At 63.4% G+C, this 17,947-nt stretch carries 11 protein-coding genes; 2 read left to right on the forward strand and 9 right to left on the reverse strand.

The window, feature by feature from the left end; all coding sequences use genetic code 11:
- Positions 1-31 precede the first annotated feature (31 nt).
- Positions 32-970 carry a DMT family transporter gene (locus tag ATC00_RS22775; RefSeq protein ID WP_064254528.1) on the reverse strand — a complete coding sequence of 313 codons (939 nt, stop codon included), beginning with the start codon at positions 968-970 and terminating at the stop codon, positions 32-34.
- A gap of 379 nt (positions 971-1,349) precedes the next feature.
- Here ATC00_RS22775 and pepN point away from each other — a divergent pair, with 379 nt between their 5' ends.
- Complete coding sequence (gene pepN, locus ATC00_RS22780; RefSeq protein ID WP_064254529.1) at positions 1,350-4,010, forward strand: aminopeptidase N; 2,661 nt, start codon at positions 1,350-1,352, stop codon at positions 4,008-4,010.
- A gap of 334 nt (positions 4,011-4,344) precedes the next feature.
- A complete protein-coding gene (locus ATC00_RS22785) occupies positions 4,345-6,672 on the forward strand; it encodes an ATP-binding protein (RefSeq protein ID WP_064254530.1) in 2,328 nt (775 codons plus the stop codon).
- A 24-nt stretch (positions 6,673-6,696) separates the two neighbouring features.
- Here ATC00_RS22785 and ATC00_RS22790 read toward each other — a convergent pair whose 3' ends face one another.
- The 8 genes from ATC00_RS22790 to ccmI form a co-directional block, all read right to left on the reverse strand.
- The gene (locus ATC00_RS22790) at positions 6,697-9,654 is read right to left on the reverse strand and encodes a bifunctional [glutamine synthetase] adenylyltransferase/[glutamine synthetase]-adenylyl-L-tyrosine phosphorylase (protein ID WP_064254531.1); all 2,958 of its coding nucleotides are present in this window, start codon (positions 9,652-9,654) and stop codon (positions 6,697-6,699) included.
- Between the two features lie 69 nt (positions 9,655-9,723).
- Positions 9,724-11,121, reverse strand: coding sequence for a sensor histidine kinase (locus ATC00_RS22795; RefSeq protein WP_037379563.1), 1,398 nt, complete (start codon positions 11,119-11,121; stop codon positions 9,724-9,726).
- Positions 11,118-11,819 carry a response regulator transcription factor gene (locus ATC00_RS22800; protein WP_064254532.1) on the reverse strand — a complete coding sequence of 234 codons (702 nt, stop codon included), beginning with the start codon at positions 11,817-11,819 and terminating at the stop codon, positions 11,118-11,120. The genes ATC00_RS22795 and ATC00_RS22800 overlap by 4 nt, the downstream gene beginning before the upstream one ends.
- A gap of 139 nt (positions 11,820-11,958) precedes the next feature.
- Complete coding sequence (locus ATC00_RS22805) at positions 11,959-13,524, reverse strand: Do family serine endopeptidase (protein ID WP_064254533.1); 1,566 nt, start codon at positions 13,522-13,524, stop codon at positions 11,959-11,961.
- Positions 13,525-13,843: 319 nt separating this feature from the next.
- Complete coding sequence (locus ATC00_RS22810) at positions 13,844-14,299, reverse strand: cytochrome c-type biogenesis protein (RefSeq protein WP_064254534.1); 456 nt, start codon at positions 14,297-14,299, stop codon at positions 13,844-13,846.
- Complete coding sequence (locus ATC00_RS22815; RefSeq protein ID WP_064254535.1) at positions 14,296-16,281, reverse strand: heme lyase CcmF/NrfE family subunit; 1,986 nt, start codon at positions 16,279-16,281, stop codon at positions 14,296-14,298. The genes ATC00_RS22810 and ATC00_RS22815 overlap by 4 nt, the downstream gene beginning before the upstream one ends.
- Complete coding sequence (gene ccmE, locus ATC00_RS22820) at positions 16,278-16,730, reverse strand: cytochrome c maturation protein CcmE (protein ID WP_037379555.1); 453 nt, start codon at positions 16,728-16,730, stop codon at positions 16,278-16,280. The genes ATC00_RS22815 and ccmE overlap by 4 nt, the downstream gene beginning before the upstream one ends.
- On the reverse strand, positions 16,727-17,872 hold the full coding sequence (gene ccmI / locus ATC00_RS22825; protein WP_037379552.1) for a c-type cytochrome biogenesis protein CcmI: 1,146 nt from the start codon (positions 17,870-17,872) through the stop codon (positions 16,727-16,729). The genes ccmE and ccmI overlap by 4 nt, the downstream gene beginning before the upstream one ends.
- Positions 17,873-17,947 lie beyond the last annotated feature (75 nt).

The following is a 17,947-nucleotide window of genomic DNA, read 5'->3' on the forward strand; positions in this document are numbered from 1 at the left end:
CTTGTCGCAGCGGCAGGAGCAATGGCCATGTTCAGCCCTGTGGCGTGACGTGTTTGCGCGCTCCCTTCCGCTCAAGCCCCAGCCGGTGTTCGCGGAAGATGATGAAGATCCCGGCGCCGACGACGATCACCGTGCCGGCCAGCATGGCCGCCGTCGGAATGTCGCCGAAAAGAAAATAGCCGATGACGATGCCGAGAACGATCGAGGTGTATTCGAAGGGCGCGATCGTCGACATGTCGGCGTGGCGGTAGCTCTCCGTCAACAGGATCTGGGCAACGCCACCGCAGAACCCGGCGAGCATCAGCAGCAGGAAGGACGTCCACGATATCGACGGCCAGCCGAAGGGAAGTGTCGCCAGGGAAAACACCGCCGCGGAGAACGAAAAGTAAAGAACGATCGTATGCGTACGCTCGGTCTGCACCAGCCTGCGCACAAGCACCATCGCGACCGCTCCGAGCGTCGCCGAAAGCAGCACGGCGACGGCCCCCAAGGCCTTCGACGAACCGAATCCTCCTTCATCGAACAAAGTCAGGTTCGGCCAGGTGATGATCAGCACGCCGATAAGGCCGATGACCACCGCGGACCAGCGATAGAGCCGGACGATCTCGCCGAGAAACAGGGCCGCGAAAGCAACCGCAAGCAGCGGCATCGCGTAGCCGATCGCGATCGCCTCGGGCAGCGGCAGGTGCACGAGCCCGTAAAAGCCGCAACTCATCGACAGAATGCCGACGAAGCCGCGCACCACATGCCCCAACACATTGTCTGTCCGGAAGGCGTCGCGCACCTGGCCGCGACAGGCCAGGAAACCAAGAATCGGCACCATGGCGAAGGCGGATCGATAGAAGGTGATCTGGCCCGTGGCGATGCCGCTGCCGGCCGCCTTGATGCAGGTGGCCATACAAACGAAGATGATGACGGACAGGACCTTGAGCAGAATCCCCTTCATGGGGTTGTGAATTTCAGCATCCATGGAGGGACGTTTCGAGATGTCACCGGCGAGCCGGGCGGGAAGGACGGACACGGCGCAGACCGCGGGAGGAAGGCACCACTCTAGCTGCACGGCGCGGCATGTTGGATCAATTTTGTTGATGGGCGCGGCATTTTCGTGATGGCTTTTCCCTTTTGCCCTGTTTTCATCGCTATGCTTTAGCGATCGCGAAAAAATCTTGTAGGATTTAGTTCTTGTTAGTGCCGTTTCGTTAAACCTGCGATCGGGGCGGTGAAAATCAAATGTGTTTGCTTCCGAAGTGCGGTCGACGGCATTGCAAGCACAAAATCTCGCCTCTTGGCCTTTTCACCATCACAGGCGCCCTCTAACTTAGGAACGGAAGGCGCAAGCGGGACTGACCATGCGGACAAATACTGGCCAGATCATTCATCTGGAAGACTACCGGCCGACCGATTTCGTTCTCGAAAGAGTGGACCTGACCTTCGAACTCGACCCCAGGGAGACGAAGGTCGAGGCGCGGCTCATCTTCCACCGTCGCGAAGGCGTCGACGCTTCCGCCCCGCTGGTCCTTGACGGCGACGAACTGACCATGACCGGCCTGTTGCTCGACCAGGAAGAAATCCCGGCGGCGCTCTACGATGTGGCGGACGACGCGCTGACGATCCGCGGCCTGCCCGAGACCGCCCCCTTCGAAATCACCGTGACGACGCTCTTGTCGCCGGAGACGAACACGAAGCTGATGGGCCTCTACCGCACCAACAAGGTCTACTGCACGCAGTGCGAGGCGGAAGGCTTCCGCCGCATCACCTATTTCCCCGACCGGCCGGACGTGCTCGCCGTCTATACGGTCAACATCATCGCCGAAAAGGCGACCGCTCCCCTTCTCCTTTCGAACGGCAACTATCTCGGCGGAGCCGACATGGGCGACGGACGTCACTTCGCCGCCTGGTTCGACCCGCATCCGAAACCGAGCTATCTCTTCGCGCTGGTCGCCGGCGATCTCGGCGTCGTCGAGGACAAGTTCACGACCACATCCGGCCGCGAGGTGGCCCTGAAGATCTATGTCGAGCACGGCAAGGAGCCGCGCGCGGCTTACGCGATGGATGCCCTCAAACGGTCGATGAAGTGGGACGAGGAGGTCTTCAGCCGCGAATACGATCTCGACATCTTCATGATCGTCGCCGTGTCCGACTTCAACATGGGCGCCATGGAGAACAAGGGCCTCAACGTCTTCAACGACAAATACGTCCTCGCCGATCCGGAAACGGCGACCGACACGGACTACGCCAATATCGAGGCGATCATCGCCCACGAATACTTCCACAACTGGACCGGCAACCGCATTACCTGCCGCGACTGGTTCCAGCTCTGCCTGAAGGAAGGGTTGACGGTCTATCGCGATCACGAATTTTCCGCCGATATGCGCTCGCGCGCCGTCAAGCGCATCGCCGAGGTACGGCACCTGAAGTCCGAACAGTTTCCCGAGGATGCCGGCCCTCTCGCCCATCCGGTGCGTCCGACGCAATATCGCGAGATCAACAACTTCTACACGACGACCGTCTATGAGAAGGGCTCCGAGGTGACGCGAATGATCGCGACCCTTCTCGGACGCGATCTTTTCAAGAAAGGCATGGACCTCTATTTCGACCGCCATGACGGCCAGGCGGTGACGATCGAAGATTTCATCGCCTGCTTCGAGGACGCGAGCGGCCGCGATCTCAGCCAGTTTTCGCTCTGGTATCACCAGGCGGGAACGCCGCTCATCACCGCCTCCGGTTTCTATGACGCGAAAAAGCAGAGCTATACCCTGTCGCTCGAACAGGCCGTGCCGGCGACACCGGGCCAGAGCGCCAAGAAGTCTATGCATATTCCGCTCCGCGTAGGGCTCCTGCTTGAAGATGGAAGCGAGGCCAAGCCTGCAGCCGTCTCCGGCGCCGACGTCACTGGCGACGTCTTGCATCTGACGGAGCGCAAGCAAACCGTCGTCTTTGCTGGTATTCCGTCCCGGCCCGTGCCCTCCTTCAATCGCGGCTTCTCTGCGCCGATAAACCTGCATATCGAGCAGAGCGCGAAAGATCGCGCCCTCATCGCGCGCCACGAGGTCGACCTCTTCGCCCGGTGGCAGGCGCTGAATGCCATGGCTCTCGACAATCTGGCCAAGGCAGCGGCGCAGGCGCGAAACGGCCAGCCGATCGTCTGCGACGAGGCGCTGATCGGCGGACTGCTGGCGGCGGCGGGTGACGAAGGGCTGGAGCCGGCGTTCCGCGCACAGGTCCTCTCGCTGCCGAGCGAAGCCGACATCGCCCGGGAGATCGGCCGCGACAACGATCCGGACGCGATCCAGTCGGGCCGCCAGGCGATCCTTTCCGCCGTCGCCGCATCCGGCAAGGACATCTTCACCCGATTGCTCGGCGAGATGGCACTTTCCGGCCCGTTCCGCCCCGACGCCGCGAGCGCCGGCCAGCGGGCGCTGCGCAACGCCGCCCTCTCCTATCTCGTCTACGGCGAAGATCAGCCGGCGAAGGCGGTCAGCGCGTTCCATTCGGCCAACAATATGACCGATCTCAGCCAGGCGCTGACGCTGCTCGCTCACCGTTTTCCGGATGCGGCAGAAACGCTCGATGCGCTGGCCACGTTCAAGAAACGCTTCGCGGACAATGCGCTGGTGATCGACAAGTGGTTCGCCATACAAGCGACGATCCCCGGCGCCTCGACGCTCGAACGAGTCAAGGCGCTCATGTCCGATCCCCACTTCAATCCGAGCAACCCGAACCGCGTGCGCTCTCTCGTCGGCACCTTCGCCTTCTCCAACCCGACAGGCTTCAACCGTGCGGATGGCGAGGGCTACCGCTTCCTCGCGCGCCAGATCCTCGACATCGATCCCCGCAATCCGCAACTTGCAGCAAGGATCCTGACATCGATGCGCTCCTGGCGGTCGCTGGAGCAGGTGCGTGCCAAGCATGCCCAGGAGGCGCTCAAGGAAGTCGCCGGGGCCGCCAATCTTTCCGTCGACGTCAGCGACATCGTCGACCGGATGCTGAGCGACGGCAGCGCGGCGTAATCGCCGCGCGCTCGACCCGGCCTACTGCACCTCTCCTAAGCCGGGCTAATTCAAGGAAAACAGCTTGAAATTCAAAGCGCTACGGCGACTTCTGAGCGTCGGATAGGACATGCGGCGTCGCAGGCGCTATGACTTTCCAACGATGAAAATTGGTTAACAAATCTTTACCTGCGCCTCTAGACAAGGCGAATCGCCCTGTGATTCATTGAGTCAGATTCGGGCGGGCGGTGTACCGAATCACCAAAGCGTCGCGATTTCCGATGACGCTTCGGTTTAAGAGGATCACAGCGTCCCTTCGCATCCACATGCGGGACGCTCTCGAGGACGGCAGAAATTGGGAAAGATAGCGGACGCGCGACGGGGAAGCGCAGCCGACGGGCGGTTGCGACTCAAGTTTCCGGGCTTTTTCGGCCTGGAACGGGAGCTCATCGACAAAGCGAGGCTCTTTGTCGAACCGGCATCACGCCGGCTCGCCCCGGCCGAGCCCATTCTCAAGCGGTCAATCCCCGTCCTGATCATCGCTTTCCTGCTGATCGTGGCCATTTCACGCATGTCGGGCATCATGGACGAGCACGCCCGGATGGAGGCCAGTTCGCGCCGGACCGTCAGCCTGGCGGCGACCGCGGCGACGGCAGCGTTTAAGGCGGGTGGATCGGAGCTCTTCGGTGAGGGGCAGCGGTGGGAAGCCGAACGCCGTCTCGCCGAATATTTGCCTGCTGAACTCCTCGACAGCGGCATGTTCTTGCTAACGGTTCGCCGGGACGGCCGTATCTTCGCGAGCACGCAGGCTGGGGCGCATTTCATCGGGCGCACGCTCACCTCGATTGCTCCGGACGTGGCATCGCTACAGTATTTCGGCGAAGGCGCCGGAGCGATGAGGGCGACGATCGACGGCGTCGAGCATCTGATCGCCCTGATGCAGGTGCCGGCATCCGCGGGCGTCGTGCTAGCGGCAACGCCGGTCGCCCGGTTCGAAGCCGCCTGGCGCGACGATGTCTCGCTCAACGTCACTCTGTTTGCCGGCATTTCGGCAATCCTGCTTGTCGTGCTTTACGCCTACTATATCCAGGCCAAGCGCGCCCGAGACGCCGATTCCGTGTTCGCCGAATCGAACCTGCGCGTCGAAACCGCATTGTCGCGCGGCCGCTGCGGACTCTGGGATTTCGACCTCGCCAACCGGCGCCTGTTCTGGTCGCGCTCCATGTACGAAATGCTCGGCATGCCCGGCGACAGCAGCGTGTTGTCGTTCGGCGACGCGGCTCGGCTGATGCATCCGGAGGATCGAGGTGTCTACCGGGTGGCGCGGGCGATCGCCAAGGGCAGCGAGCGCCAGATCGACCAGGTGTTCCGCATGCGCCACGCGGACGGCCATTACGTCTGGCTTCGGGCGCGCGCCCAGGTCATCCGCACGGTTTCGGGCCGCACGCATCTCATCGGTATCGCCATGGACGTCACCGAGCAGCATCGGCTCGCTCAGCGCTATGCGGAGGCGGACCAGCGTCTGACGGATGCCATCGAATGTACGTCGGAAGCCTTTGTGCTGTGGGACAAGCACGACCGGCTGGTCATGTGCAACACCCACTACCAGCAGGCCTACCAACTGCCGGACCATGTCCTCGTGCCGGGCACCGAACGCGCGGTGGTTCATGCGGCAGCGGCGAGACCGGTGATCGAGCGGCGCGTCGCCGACCCGGACCGCAGCAATCATTCGCAGACGAGCGAAGTGCAACTCGCCGACGAGCGCTGGCTGCAGATCAACGATCGACGCACCCGCGACGGCGGCCTCGTTTCGGTCGGCACCGATATCACGCTGCTCAAGCGGCATCAGGTGCGGCTGCGCGAATCCGAGCGGCGGCTGATGGCGACGATCGGCGATCTCTCGGCCTCGCGCATCACGCTCGAACGGCAGAAGGAGGAGCTTTCCGTCGCCAACGCTAATTACCAGGCGGAAAAGGAACGGGCCGAGGCGGCAAACCGCGCAAAGTCCGAGTTCCTCGCCAACATGTCGCATGAGTTGCGCACGCCGCTCAACGCCATTCTCGGCTTCTCGGAGATCCTGCAGAACCAGATGTTCGGGCCGCTCGGCTCGGAGAAATATCACGAATACTCCCGCGACATCTACGAGAGCGGCAAGCACCTGCTCAACGTCATCAACGACATACTCGACATGTCGAAGATCGAGGCCGGTCACATGCGCATCACGCGCGAAAGGATCGACCTTGCACCGCTGATCGAGGAAACCCTTCGCTTCACCACCATACCGGCGCAGCAAAAGAACATCCGTGTCGTCCAGGAGATCTCCTCGGGCCTCACGATGTTCGCCGATCGCCGCGCGATGAAGCAGGTGCTGCTCAACCTTTTGTCCAATGCGGTCAAGTTCACCAATGAGGGTGGCCGCATTTCGCTGAGGGCACGCAAGGTTCGCGGCGCGGTGACGCTGACGATCGCCGACTCCGGCATTGGCATTCCCAGGCACGCGCTGGAGAAAATCGGCCATCCCTTCGAACAGGTGCAGAGCCAGTATGCCAAGAGCAAGGGCGGCTCCGGCTTAGGGCTGGCCATCTCCCGCTCACTCACGCGCCTCCACGGGGGACGGATGAAAATCCATTCCGCCGAAGACGTCGGCACGATCATCTCCGTGCGGATCCCGGACCTCGCCTGAACCCAGCCGTAGTCAGCGAGCCGCTCAGCCCGCGAGGACCGACTGGAATATGCCGCGCACCGCCTTGGAGAAGCGGCGTATGTCAGCCTCCAGATGCTTGAGGTCCGGGTAATCGCCAGCCCGGCAAACGAGATCGACAAGGCCGGCAGGGGCCTCCTTGGGGTCGAAATCGCCGTCGATACAAAGCCGCACGATCTGAGAGACCTCGGTAAAGAGCGCGAGCGCCTCGACGGCCATGTCGCGATCGTTTGCATCCATCAGGGCGGCGCCGAGCGCCTTCAGCGCCTCCATCGTATGCGTTCCGGCAGGCGGCGGTACCTCGCCTTTCGCCGGCGCCACTAGCGCCAAATATTGCGCGATGAACTCGATATCAACGAGGCCACCGGGAATGAGCTTGAAGTCCCAGATGTCGTTCGGCGGCTTCTCCTTGTCGATGAGATCGCGCATCTCGTCGACGTCCTTGCGGACCTTGGCGATGTCTCGCTTCTGCGACAGGACCTCGGCGAAGATCGCCTCCGCTTCGCCCATCAGGCTTTTGTCGCCGCAGATGCATCGGGCGCGGGTCAGCGCCAGATGTTCCCAGGTCCAGGCCTCCTCACGCTGATATTTGGCAAAGGCGGTAATGCGGGTCGCAACCGGGCCCTTGTTGCCCGAGGGCCTCAGCCGCAAGTCGACATTGTAGAGGACGCCCTCGGCGGTCGGGGCGGAAAGAGCCGCGATCAGCCGCTGCGTCAGGCGCGTGAAATAGCGCGTCGGGTCGAGCGGCTTGGCGCCCTCGGATTGGTGGGCGTTGCCGTCATAGTCGTAGAGCAGGATGAGGTCGACGTCGGAACCGGCCGTCAGTTCGTGGCTGCCGAGCTTTCCCATGCCGACGACGGCGACCCGACCACCCGGGAAATGGCCGTGCGCGGAGCGAACCTCTGCCAGAACCGCCTCCAGCGCAGCGGCGATGATCAGGTCGGCAAGATCTGTGAAGGCCCTGCCCGCCTGCAGGCCGGAGATCGTGCCGGTCAGCAACCGGATGCCGATCAGAAAACGCTGCTCGGCGGCGATGATGCGCAGGCGGTCCAGCACCTCCTCGTAGTGGTGGGCACCGGCGACGAAGCTGGCGATCCGCGGTGCCAGATAATCTCGCGTCGGCAGTTCGGCGAGCAGGCCCGGGTCCAGCATGCCGTCGAAGACATGGGGCCTGGCGGCGATGATATCGGCCAGGCGCGGCGCCGAGGACATGATATTGACGATCAGCGACAACAGCCCCGGATTGCTGCCGAGCAGCGAGAAAAGCTGGATGCCGGCAGGGAGGCCGGAGAGGAACTGGTCGAAGCGCAGCAATGCCTCGTCGGCGCGCCGGCTCTCGCCGAAGACGCGCAGAAGCTCCGGCGTCAATTCCGTCAGGCGTTCGCGTGCCTCGACCGATTGGGTCGCCCGATAGCGCCCGTAGTGCCAGGTGCGAATAATACGGGCGATGTCGGAAGGACGCTGGAAACCCAGCCGTTTCAGCGTTTCGAGCGTGTCCGGGTCATCCTGCTGACCGGTGAAGACCAGATTGCCGGTCTCTGCAGAGAGTCTCGCTTCCTGTTCGAAAAGCTGGGCGTAGCGTCGCTCGACCGTCCGCAACACCCGGGAAAACTCCCTGGAGAAGGACGCCGTATCTTCGAAGCCGAGCATCGACGCGATGCGCCTCAGTTCCGCCTCGCTCTCGGGCACCAGATGGGTCTGCTCGTCATGCACCATCTGGATGCGGTGCTCGACGTCACGAAGGAACCAATAGGCAGCGATCAGTTCATGCGCCGTGGCGCGATCGATCCAGCCGGCCTCGGCCAGCACATGCAGCATCGCCTCGGTTTCGCGCAGCCGCAGCGCAGGCGTCCGGCCGCCGGCAATCAGTTGCTGGGTCTGCACGAAAAACTCGATCTCGCGGATGCCGCCGCGGCCAAGCTTGACGTTGTGGCCCTTCACGGCGATCTCGCCGTGGCCCTTGTGCGCGTGGATTTGACGCTTGATCGAGTGAATGTCGGCGATCGCCGCATAATCCAGGTACTTCCGGAAGACGAAGGGCGTCAGTTCCTTGAGGAAACGCTCGCCGGCCGGAAGGTCACCGGCGATCGGGCGCGCCTTGATAAAAGCAGCCCGCTCCCAGTTCTGCCCCCTGCTCTCATAATAAAGCATCGCCGCCTCGACGGGGATTGCGAGCGGCGTCGAGCCGGGATCGGGCCGAAGCCGCAGGTCCGTGCGGAACACGTAGCCGTCGCCGGTCCGCTCCTGCAGGATGCGGATCAGCCTTCGCAAGAGCCGCGCGAAGACCTCCGTCGCCTCATCGCGGCTGACGAGGATGCCGGACTGCGGATCATAGAAGACCACGAGGTCGATGTCGGAGGAATAGTTGAGCTCGCACGCCCCGAGCTTGCCCATGCCGAGCACGACGACGCCCGAGCCGACGCTCGGCGCCGAGTCATCCGGGAGGACGAACTTGCCGCTCTCATGCGCGCCGAGCAGCAGGTGATCGATCGTCGCCGATACCGCCGCGCCGGCGAACTCGCTCAGCCAGCGCGTCGTTTCGCGGCCATCAAACAGCCGCGAGAGATCGGCAAGTGCGACGGCGAAGGCACCCTCCCGCCTTGCCCGCCGCAGCCGCGCCATGATTTCCGTATCCGGCAGGGCCTTGCCTGCGACCCCGCTTTGCCACGCCAGCCGCGCCGCATCGATCCGACTTCGTAAAAATCCACTGAGGCTTTCGCTCAGCAGCGCCTCGACAATGGCAGGGCTGCTTGCCGCGGTATCGCGCAGGAAAGGCGAGAGGGCGAAAGCGGCGAGGATCAAGTGCTTGAGCGGCGTATCGGACGCCAGAAGCCTGGCGATGGGCTCGCTTCCCTTCGCCATGTCCTTCAGAACGGAAAGGGCGACCTTCGCGTCCGTCTGGCTCGCCGGACGGATCGGCACTACCTCGATATCGGACAGCCGCCTTTCAGTCGCGTCCACCATCGGTCTTCTCCTCCCCTTCGGATCGTCGGAATTCGATCGCTCCAACCGGTAATTGCCGTGACCGGTGTATCAGGTCACGCCGGCGGGGAAAACCAAGCGTACCGTGAGGCCCTTTCCATCCGGTTCCGTCGCCGAAAGATCCAATGATCCATGGTGCATCTCCATAACCGCCTCGACAAGCGAAAGACCGAGACCGGTGCCGGGTTTCGTGCGGCTCTCATCCAGCCGCACGAAGCGCTTGACCACTTCGTCGCGCATATTTTCCGGCACGCCTGGACCATGATCGGCAACCTTCAGGACGACATTGGCGCCGCTCTTCTTCATCTCAACCCGGATGAGCGGGTTTTCCGCTCCCTCGGCATATTTGATCGCGTTGTCGATCAAGTTCCCGAGCGCCTGGCCGATCAGCTCGCGATTGCCGGCGACAACGATGCCCGGCTGGACGTCTGCTTCCAGGCGCAGGGCACCTTCCTCGGCGACCGGCTCGTAAAGTTCGACGCAATCCGCGAGGATGCCGGACAAGTCGACATCGCTCATCTCGGCGACGGCGGAGCCCGCCTCAACGCGCGAGATCATCAGCAGCGCATTGAAGGTCCGGATCAGTTGATCGGACTCGCCGATGATTTCCTCGAGCGCACCGTTCTGGTTGCCACCTTCCTTGCTGGCGAGCGCCGCTTCGGCCTTGTTGCGCAGCCGCGTCAAAGGCGTCTTGAGATCGTGCGCGATATTGTCGGAGACCTGCTTCAGCCCCTCGTTCAGCTTCTCGATCCGCCCCAGCATCGCGTTCAACGATTCCGACAGCCGGTCGAACTCGTCGCCCGAGCCGCTCGTCGGCAGCCGTTGCGAAAGGTCTCCGGCCATGATCTTGGTGCTTGCCTCCGACATCCGATCGATGCGCCTCAAGGCGTTTCGGCCGATGCCGAACCAGATGACAAGCGCGCCGAGCCCCATGATGCCGAGCGCCACCACCAGGGCCTGGCGGACGAGAACGCGAAACTTTTCCGGTTCCTGCAAGTCGCGGCCGACGAGGATGCGCAGGCCGTTGTCGAGCAGGAGCACCTGGGCGAGTGCGACGTGGTTGCCCGTGCGGTTTTCATCGGTGAAGCGCCGGTAGTGAAAAGGCTCCGACGTCCACCCCTCGTCGTCGAGCAGGCCAGGCTCGAGGCCCGCGACGTTGCCGGCCAGGATTTCCCCGCTCGGCCCCGCAATGACGTAAAGGTTGGCGCCCGGCTGGCGGGCCCGGCGCTCCAACGAGCGAAGCAGGCCGTTGACGCCGGCACGCTCGTAGATGTCCTCGATCTGGGCCGCCTCGACGGCAATTCCTTCACGCGTCTGCTGCTGCAGAAGACGCTCGGACATGCCGGTCACGTAGAAGACGAGGAAGACGGCGCAAAGGGAGAAGAGGACGAGATAGAGCGCGGAGAGCCGGACCGCAGTCGTCCTGAACAGAACGCCGACTTTGCTCATGCGTCAGCGGTCCGGTCGTCCTTGATCATGTAGCCGGCGCCGCGAACGGTCCTCAGCAACGGCGGATCGAAATCCTTCTCGATCTTGGAGCGCAAGCGGGATACGTGCACGTCAATTACATTGGTCTGCGGATCGAAGTGATAATCCCACACATTCTCGAGCAGCATGGTTCTCGTTACTACCTGCCCGGCATTCTTCATCAGATATTCAAGCAGACGGAACTCGCGAGGCTGCAGCGGGATTTCCTTGCCCTGGCGGCGAACCGAATGGGAGAGCCGGTCCAGTTCGAGGTCGCCGACGCGGTAAACCATGTCCTGGTCAGGCATGCCCTTCCGCCGGCCGAGCACCTCGACACGCGCCAGAAGCTCGCTGAAGGCATAGGGTTTGGGGAGGTAGTCGTCGCCACCGGCACGAAGGCCCGTCACCCGATCATCCACCTGCCCGAGGGCGGAGAGAATGAGCACCGGCGTATGGATGCCTCGGCGCCTCAATTCGGTGATCAGCGACAGGCCGTCGCGGCGTGGCAGCATGCGGTCCACGACAAGCACGTCATAGGCGTTCTCGCTCGCCATGAACAGGCCGCTCTCGCCGTCACTGGCGTGATCGGAAACGATGCCCGCTTCGCGGAACGCCTTCGCAAGATAGGCGGCCGCTTCGATATCATCTTCAACTATCAGAATCTTCATACGGGTGACCATAGTCCCGGACCTCTGTTCGTCTCAACCGGTTTCGGTGCGTGGGCCGAATGCAGGGTTCGGCCGGAACAGAGAACGTCGCGATATCGGCAGATGTCGCGGCGCCTCATCATCAGTCAGGATGCGGGTGGCGTGCCGCGCCTTAGCTCTGGCCGATCGGCAGCGCGACGAAGCGGCTGCCCTCGTCGGCCTCGATCTGGAAGAGCGCCTTGCTGCGGCCATCCTTCTTGGCGTTGTTGATCACCTTCAGGATGTCGTCCGCCGTCTTGACTTGCTGATTGTTGACGGAGACGATCTTCTCGCCTTCCTTCAAGCCGCGATCGGCAGCATCCGAGTCCGGGTCGACGGAGGCGATCGAAACGCCCGTGCCATCTTCCGAGGGTGTGACCGCCAGGCCAAGATCCGCCAGCGCCTCTTCGCTCGCCTGCCCCTGGTCGGTCTGTTCGTCGCGGGTATCCGGCGGAGTGGCTTTGGCCTCTTCCGGCAGCGTGCCGATCTCAAGCTTGACGCTCTCGGACTTGCCGTCACGCCAGAGAGTGACGTCGGCGGTAGAACCGGGGCGCATCGTCGCCACCCGGCGCGCCAGGTCGCGCGGATCCTTGATCGGCTCACCGTTGAGGGCGGTCACAATATCACCCTTCTTGATGCCCGCCTTTTCGCCGGGCGAACCCGCCTGCGGCTCGACGACCAGTGCGCCGCTCGCCTCCGAGAGGCCGAGCGACTCGGCGATGTCCTTGGTCACCGGCTGGATCTGAACTCCGAGCCAGCCGCGCGAAACCGAGCCGTCCTTGATCAAGGCATCGACGACATCCTTGGCGACCGAAGCGGGAATCGCGAAGGCGATGCCGACATTGCCGCCCGACGGTGAGAAGATCGCCGTGTTGATGCCGACGACCTGGCCGGAGAGGTTGAAAGTCGGGCCGCCGGAATTGCCGCGGTTCACCGCCGCATCGACCTGCAGATAATCGTCATAGGGCCCGGAGCCGATGTCGCGGCCACGAGCCGAGACGATACCGGCCGTGACAGTGCCGCCGAGACCGAAGGGATTGCCGACCGCGACCACCCAGTCGCCGACCCTCACCCTGTTGTCATCGGCAAAGCTGACATAAGTGAACTTGCGGTTGGCTGCGTCGACCTTGAGCACGGCGAGATCGGTGCGGCTGTCCTTGCCGACCAGCTTGGCGTCGAGTTCCGTCCCGTCATTCAGAATGACAGTGAAGGCGGAGCCATCGGAAACGACATGGTTGTTGGTGACGAGATAGCCATCCTCGGTGATAAAGAAGCCGGAACCCTGGGCTCTCGGGCGCAGGCGACCTTCCCCACGTGGACCGTGACGATCACGCCAACGATCGGCTCGATCGCCATCGCGGGAATCGGGACCGCCGAATTCACGGAAGAAGCGCTTCAACGGGTGGTCGTCTGGCAGATCTTCGAAACCACGGCCGCCGAAGTCGAAGGTGAAGTTGCTCTCGTCGTCGGATGCCTGTTCCCGCGCCTGGACGCGAACCGAGACAACTGCCGGGGAAACGGCGTCGACAACATTGGCGAAACTCGGAACAGCCGGGGCCTGCACGCTGACCGCCTCAGCGAAGGACTGGGTGATCTGCGCCGGCAGGCCTGTCGTCAGCATGACTGCCGCAAGACCGGCAACCGTGGAGGTCTTGAGAACGGTCTTCAGCGAGGGACGCGGAGTTTTGATGATGGACATTCGATTTGCCTTCTCTCTTGCATGAAGCCACCGCTGACAGACGGACAGCTTCGAAACTTTGACCACGAGCAAGGGATCCGGGCGAACCGCCCGGAACCCGCTCGTATGGCTGTGACTGGAAGAACAGCCTATGACGCAAGGTGTAACGGATGGGACCTTACTGGGTTCTGTCCGGAAGATGAATTTTTGGTAATGTTGCGACGGAGCGGAGACGAGGGGCACGTACCCGATCCGCGGGTCCGCTCAAGGAATGGCGAAGCACGCCTCTAACACATTGATTAGATTGCCGTTGGAACTTACGACGGCAGTCGACTGGTCGCTACGAGCCGAGCAGCTTGTCCAGCTCTTCCTTTTCATCCTTCGAGAGCGGCGCACCAGCCGGTCTCCTGCCGCGCCGGCGCGCCGCGACCACGAGCGTGACCGTGCCAAGAACGAGCAGGACGACCGGCATGCCCCAAAGGACCAGTGTCTTCGCCTCGAAGCGGGGTTTCAGCAACACAAATTCACCGTAGCGCGAGACGACATAGGCGATCACCGCCTCGTCGCTGTCGCCGTTCTCGAGCCGTTCACGCACGAGCAATCGCAGATCCTTGGCGAGCTCGGCATTGGAATCGTCGATCGACTGGTTCTGGCAAACCATGCAGCGAAGCTTGGCGGAGATTGCCCGGGCGCGCGCTTCGAGCGCCGGGTCGGCAAGCACCTCGTCCGGGTTGACGGCGAAGGCCGGCGCAACCGAAACAATGCAAAGGAAGAGCGCGACGAGGACGCGGATCATTCGGCGGCTCCTGCGGCAAGCCGTGCCGTCCTGGCGCGCGACGGAGCGCCGACCCTCAGGCGACGGTCGCTCAAGGAAACGATGCCGCCCGCCATCATGACGAGAGCGCCACCCCAGATGCAGAGGATCAGCGGCTTCCACCAGATGCGCACCACGATGCCACCACCGGTGATTTCGTCGCCCAGCGAAACATAGAGTTGGCTGAGGCCGAAGGTCCGGATGCCGGCCTCCGTCGTCGGCATCCGGCGCGCCGAATAGAGGCGCTTGGACGACCAGATCTCGGTCACCTTGACGCCGCCGCGGCTGACGGTGAAGTGGCCGGTATCTTCGGTGTAATTCGGCCCGCGGCCCTGGCGCATGCCATCGAAGCGTATGCTATAGCCGCCGGCATCGACCAGCATTCCTGGCTTCATCTCGAGGACGGTCTCCGTCTCGTAGGCCGTCACCGCGACGATGCCGATCAGCGTGACGCCGAGGCCGATATGGGCAAGCGCCGTACCATAGGCCGAGCGCGGCAGGCCAAGGAACCGCCGCAGGGCCACGCGGCCCGCCGCCTTACCCAGGCCCGAGCGAAGCGCGACATCGGTGATCGAACCGACAATCAGGTAAACCCCAAGCCCGATGCCGAGGACGGCGAGAACGGGACCGCCATTCCTGGCATAGTAGACCGCGGCGGCGAAGAGCAGGCCGGCGCCGACGGCGGCGAAGAGCCGCTGGGCGGCGGCCAAGAGGTCGCCGCGTTTCCAGGCAAGCAGCGGCCCGAAGGGAACCGCAAACAGCAAGGGGAGCATCAACAGGCCGAAGGTCATGTTGAAGAACGGCGCGCCGACCGAAATTTTGTCGCCGGTGAGCGCCTCGAGCACCAGCGGATAAAGCGTGCCGGTGAGCACCGTTGCCGTCGCCGTCGTCAGGATCAGATTGTTGAGGACGAGCGCGCCTTCGCGCGAGATCGGCGCAAACAGCCCTCCGGACTTGAGGTGGGAGGCACGGAAAGCGAAGAGCGACAGGGCGCCACCGATGAAGACTATGAGGATCACCAGGATGAAGACGCCGCGCGTCGGATCGGTGGCGAAGGCATGAACCGAGGTCAGCACGCCCGAGCGCACCAGGAACGTGCCGAGCAGCGACAGCGAGAAGGTGAGGATCGCCAGGAGCACGGTCCAGATCTTCAGCGCCTCGCGCTTTTCCATGACCAGCGCCGAGTGGAGCAGCGCGGTCCCGGCGAGCCAGGGCATGAAGGAAGCGTTCTCGACCGGATCCCAGAACCACCAGCCGCCCCAGCCGAGTTCGTAATAGGCCCAGTAGGAGCCCATGGCGATGCCGGCTGTCAGGAAGGTCCAGGCGGTCAGCGCCCAAGGCCTGACCCAGCGCGCCCAGGCGGCATCGATCCGCCCCTCGATCAGCGCTGCTATCGCGAAGGAAAAGCAGACGGAAAAGCCGACATAGCCGAGATAGAGCAAGGGCGGATGAATGGCGAGGCCGATGTCCTGCAGCACCGGGTTCAAGTCCCGGCCTTCCCCCGGGGCCGGCACGAGGCGGGCGAAGGGATTGGACGTCAGCAGAATGAAGAGCGTGAAGGCGGCGGCTATCCAGGCCTGGACCGCCAAAACATTCGCCTTCAGGGTTTCAGGCAGGTTGCGGCCGAAGCCCGCCACCAGGGCGGAAAAAAAGACGAGGATCAAGAGCCACAGGAGCATCGAGCCCTCGTGGTTGCCCCAGACGCCGGAGATCTTGTAGACCAGCGGCTTCAGCGAATGCGAGTTTTCCCAGACGTTCCTGACGGAGAAGTCGGAGGTCACATAGGCGAAGGTCAGCACCGCAAAGGAGAAGGCGACGAGCAGGAAGGAGACGATCGCGGCACTGCCCGCGAGTTCGACCAGGGCCCGATCGCCGCGCCGCACGCCGAGGAGCGGCAGCACCGACTGGATGAGCGCGGTCGCAAGCGCCAGCACAAGCGCATAGTGTCCGAGCTCGATGATCATTGAATGTTTTCCTTCCCGCCGAGCGTGACGCCTTGAGCCTTCAGGCGGTCGGCCACGTCCTTCGGCATGTAGGTCTCGTCATGCTTGGCAAGCACGGTGTCGGCAACGAAAACTGAACGTCCAGCGGCGAAGCTCCCTTCCGCCACGACCCCCTGGCCCTCGCGAAAGAGGTCCGGAAGAATGCCGCTATAGGTCACCGGCACCGTCGCGAGCGTGTCGGTGACGCTGAAGGTGACGGTCTTGCCGTCGCCCCGCTTCACCGAACCCGCTTCCACCAGCCCGCCGAGGCGGATGCGCGTGCCCGGCGCGAGATCCGCCTTGGCAAGGTCGCCCGGGACATAGAAATAGGCCACGGCCTGGCTGAAGGCGAACATGACCAGAAGGACGGCGGCCGTCAGGAAGCCGACGCCGCCGCCGATGATCGCCAGCCGTTTCTGCTTACGCGTCATTCTCTCGCTCCGCCGCCATCAATGCCGAGTTCGCGCCCGAGAGCCAGCAATTGCTGGCCCTCATCGCCGCTGGCCGGAAAGGCCTGCAAACCGTCGCGTAGAGCATTCTCGGCCTTATCTCTTTGATCAAGGACAACATAGGCCCGGACCAACCGCATCCAGCCCTCGAAGTTGTCGGGATTCTCCTTCAGCCGGCCGGCGAGCCCGTCGACCATGCCGCGGATCATCTCCTGACGATCGCCGGCGCTCATTCCCTCGGCGGCGGCGATATCCTCGGAGGTCGGGTTTCCGGACGCTGCACCGCCGGCAACTGGCTTGTCGGGGGAGAGCTCGGCGATATGCTGGTTGACGAGCGGCAACCACGGCGCCCCCGCGGGCGATGTGTCGGCGAGCTTGCGGAAGGCGGCGAGCGCGTCGCCGCGCTTTCCCTCCTGCTTGAGTCCGAGGGCAAGATAGAACTCCGAGCGTGGATCATTGGGATCGAGAGACAGCGCCTTCTTCAGGGCATCCTGCGCCGCTGCCGTCACAAGGCCGCCTGACTGAACAATCAGGGCCTCGGCATAGCCGCCAAACCGGGCGGCCGTCGGCCCGAGCAGACGGATAGCTCGGTCATAGGCGGCAACCGCGTCGTCGACGCGGCCATTGCGCATGTAGATCGGGGCAAGCAGGTCCCACCCTGCCCCGTCGTCGGGATTGAGGGCCAGGTGATTTTCGGCCTTGGCGATCAGAATGTTGATGTCCTCGCCAGGATTGGCGAGCCGCGCTGCAAGCGGCTGCGCCGGCACGCCTGGGCTACCCGTCGCCAAGTAAAGACAGAGCCCCACGGCAGGAAGACAGAGGAGAATGAAAGCTTGTGCCAGGCGTGTCGCACCAAGCCGCCCGGAAGCACTTTCCGTCGTGGAGGCGTCAGCGGCGTTGGCGGCGATCAGGCGGCGGCCGATTTCGGCCCTGGCGGTTTCCGCGTCTTCGTCGCTGATCAGCCCGGCCTCACGATCCCTCGCCAGCTCGCCGAGCTGGTCGCGGTAGACCTCTATGTCATGGCTGTGCGGAGACGAGAGGGGCGCCACCGCCCGCATCAGCGGGAGGACAAGCGCGACAGCGACAGCCGCCGTCAAGATGGCGACAAGAATCCAGAACAACATGGATGCGGAAATACTATGAGCTACCCCGCTTTCCAACTCGAAAACCGAGAATGACGGAGATTTGAGGCGTTTCGC

The sequence above is a fragment of the Sinorhizobium americanum genome (assembly GCF_001651855.1).
GTDB classification, from domain to species: Bacteria; Pseudomonadota; Alphaproteobacteria; order Rhizobiales; family Rhizobiaceae; genus Sinorhizobium; species Sinorhizobium americanum.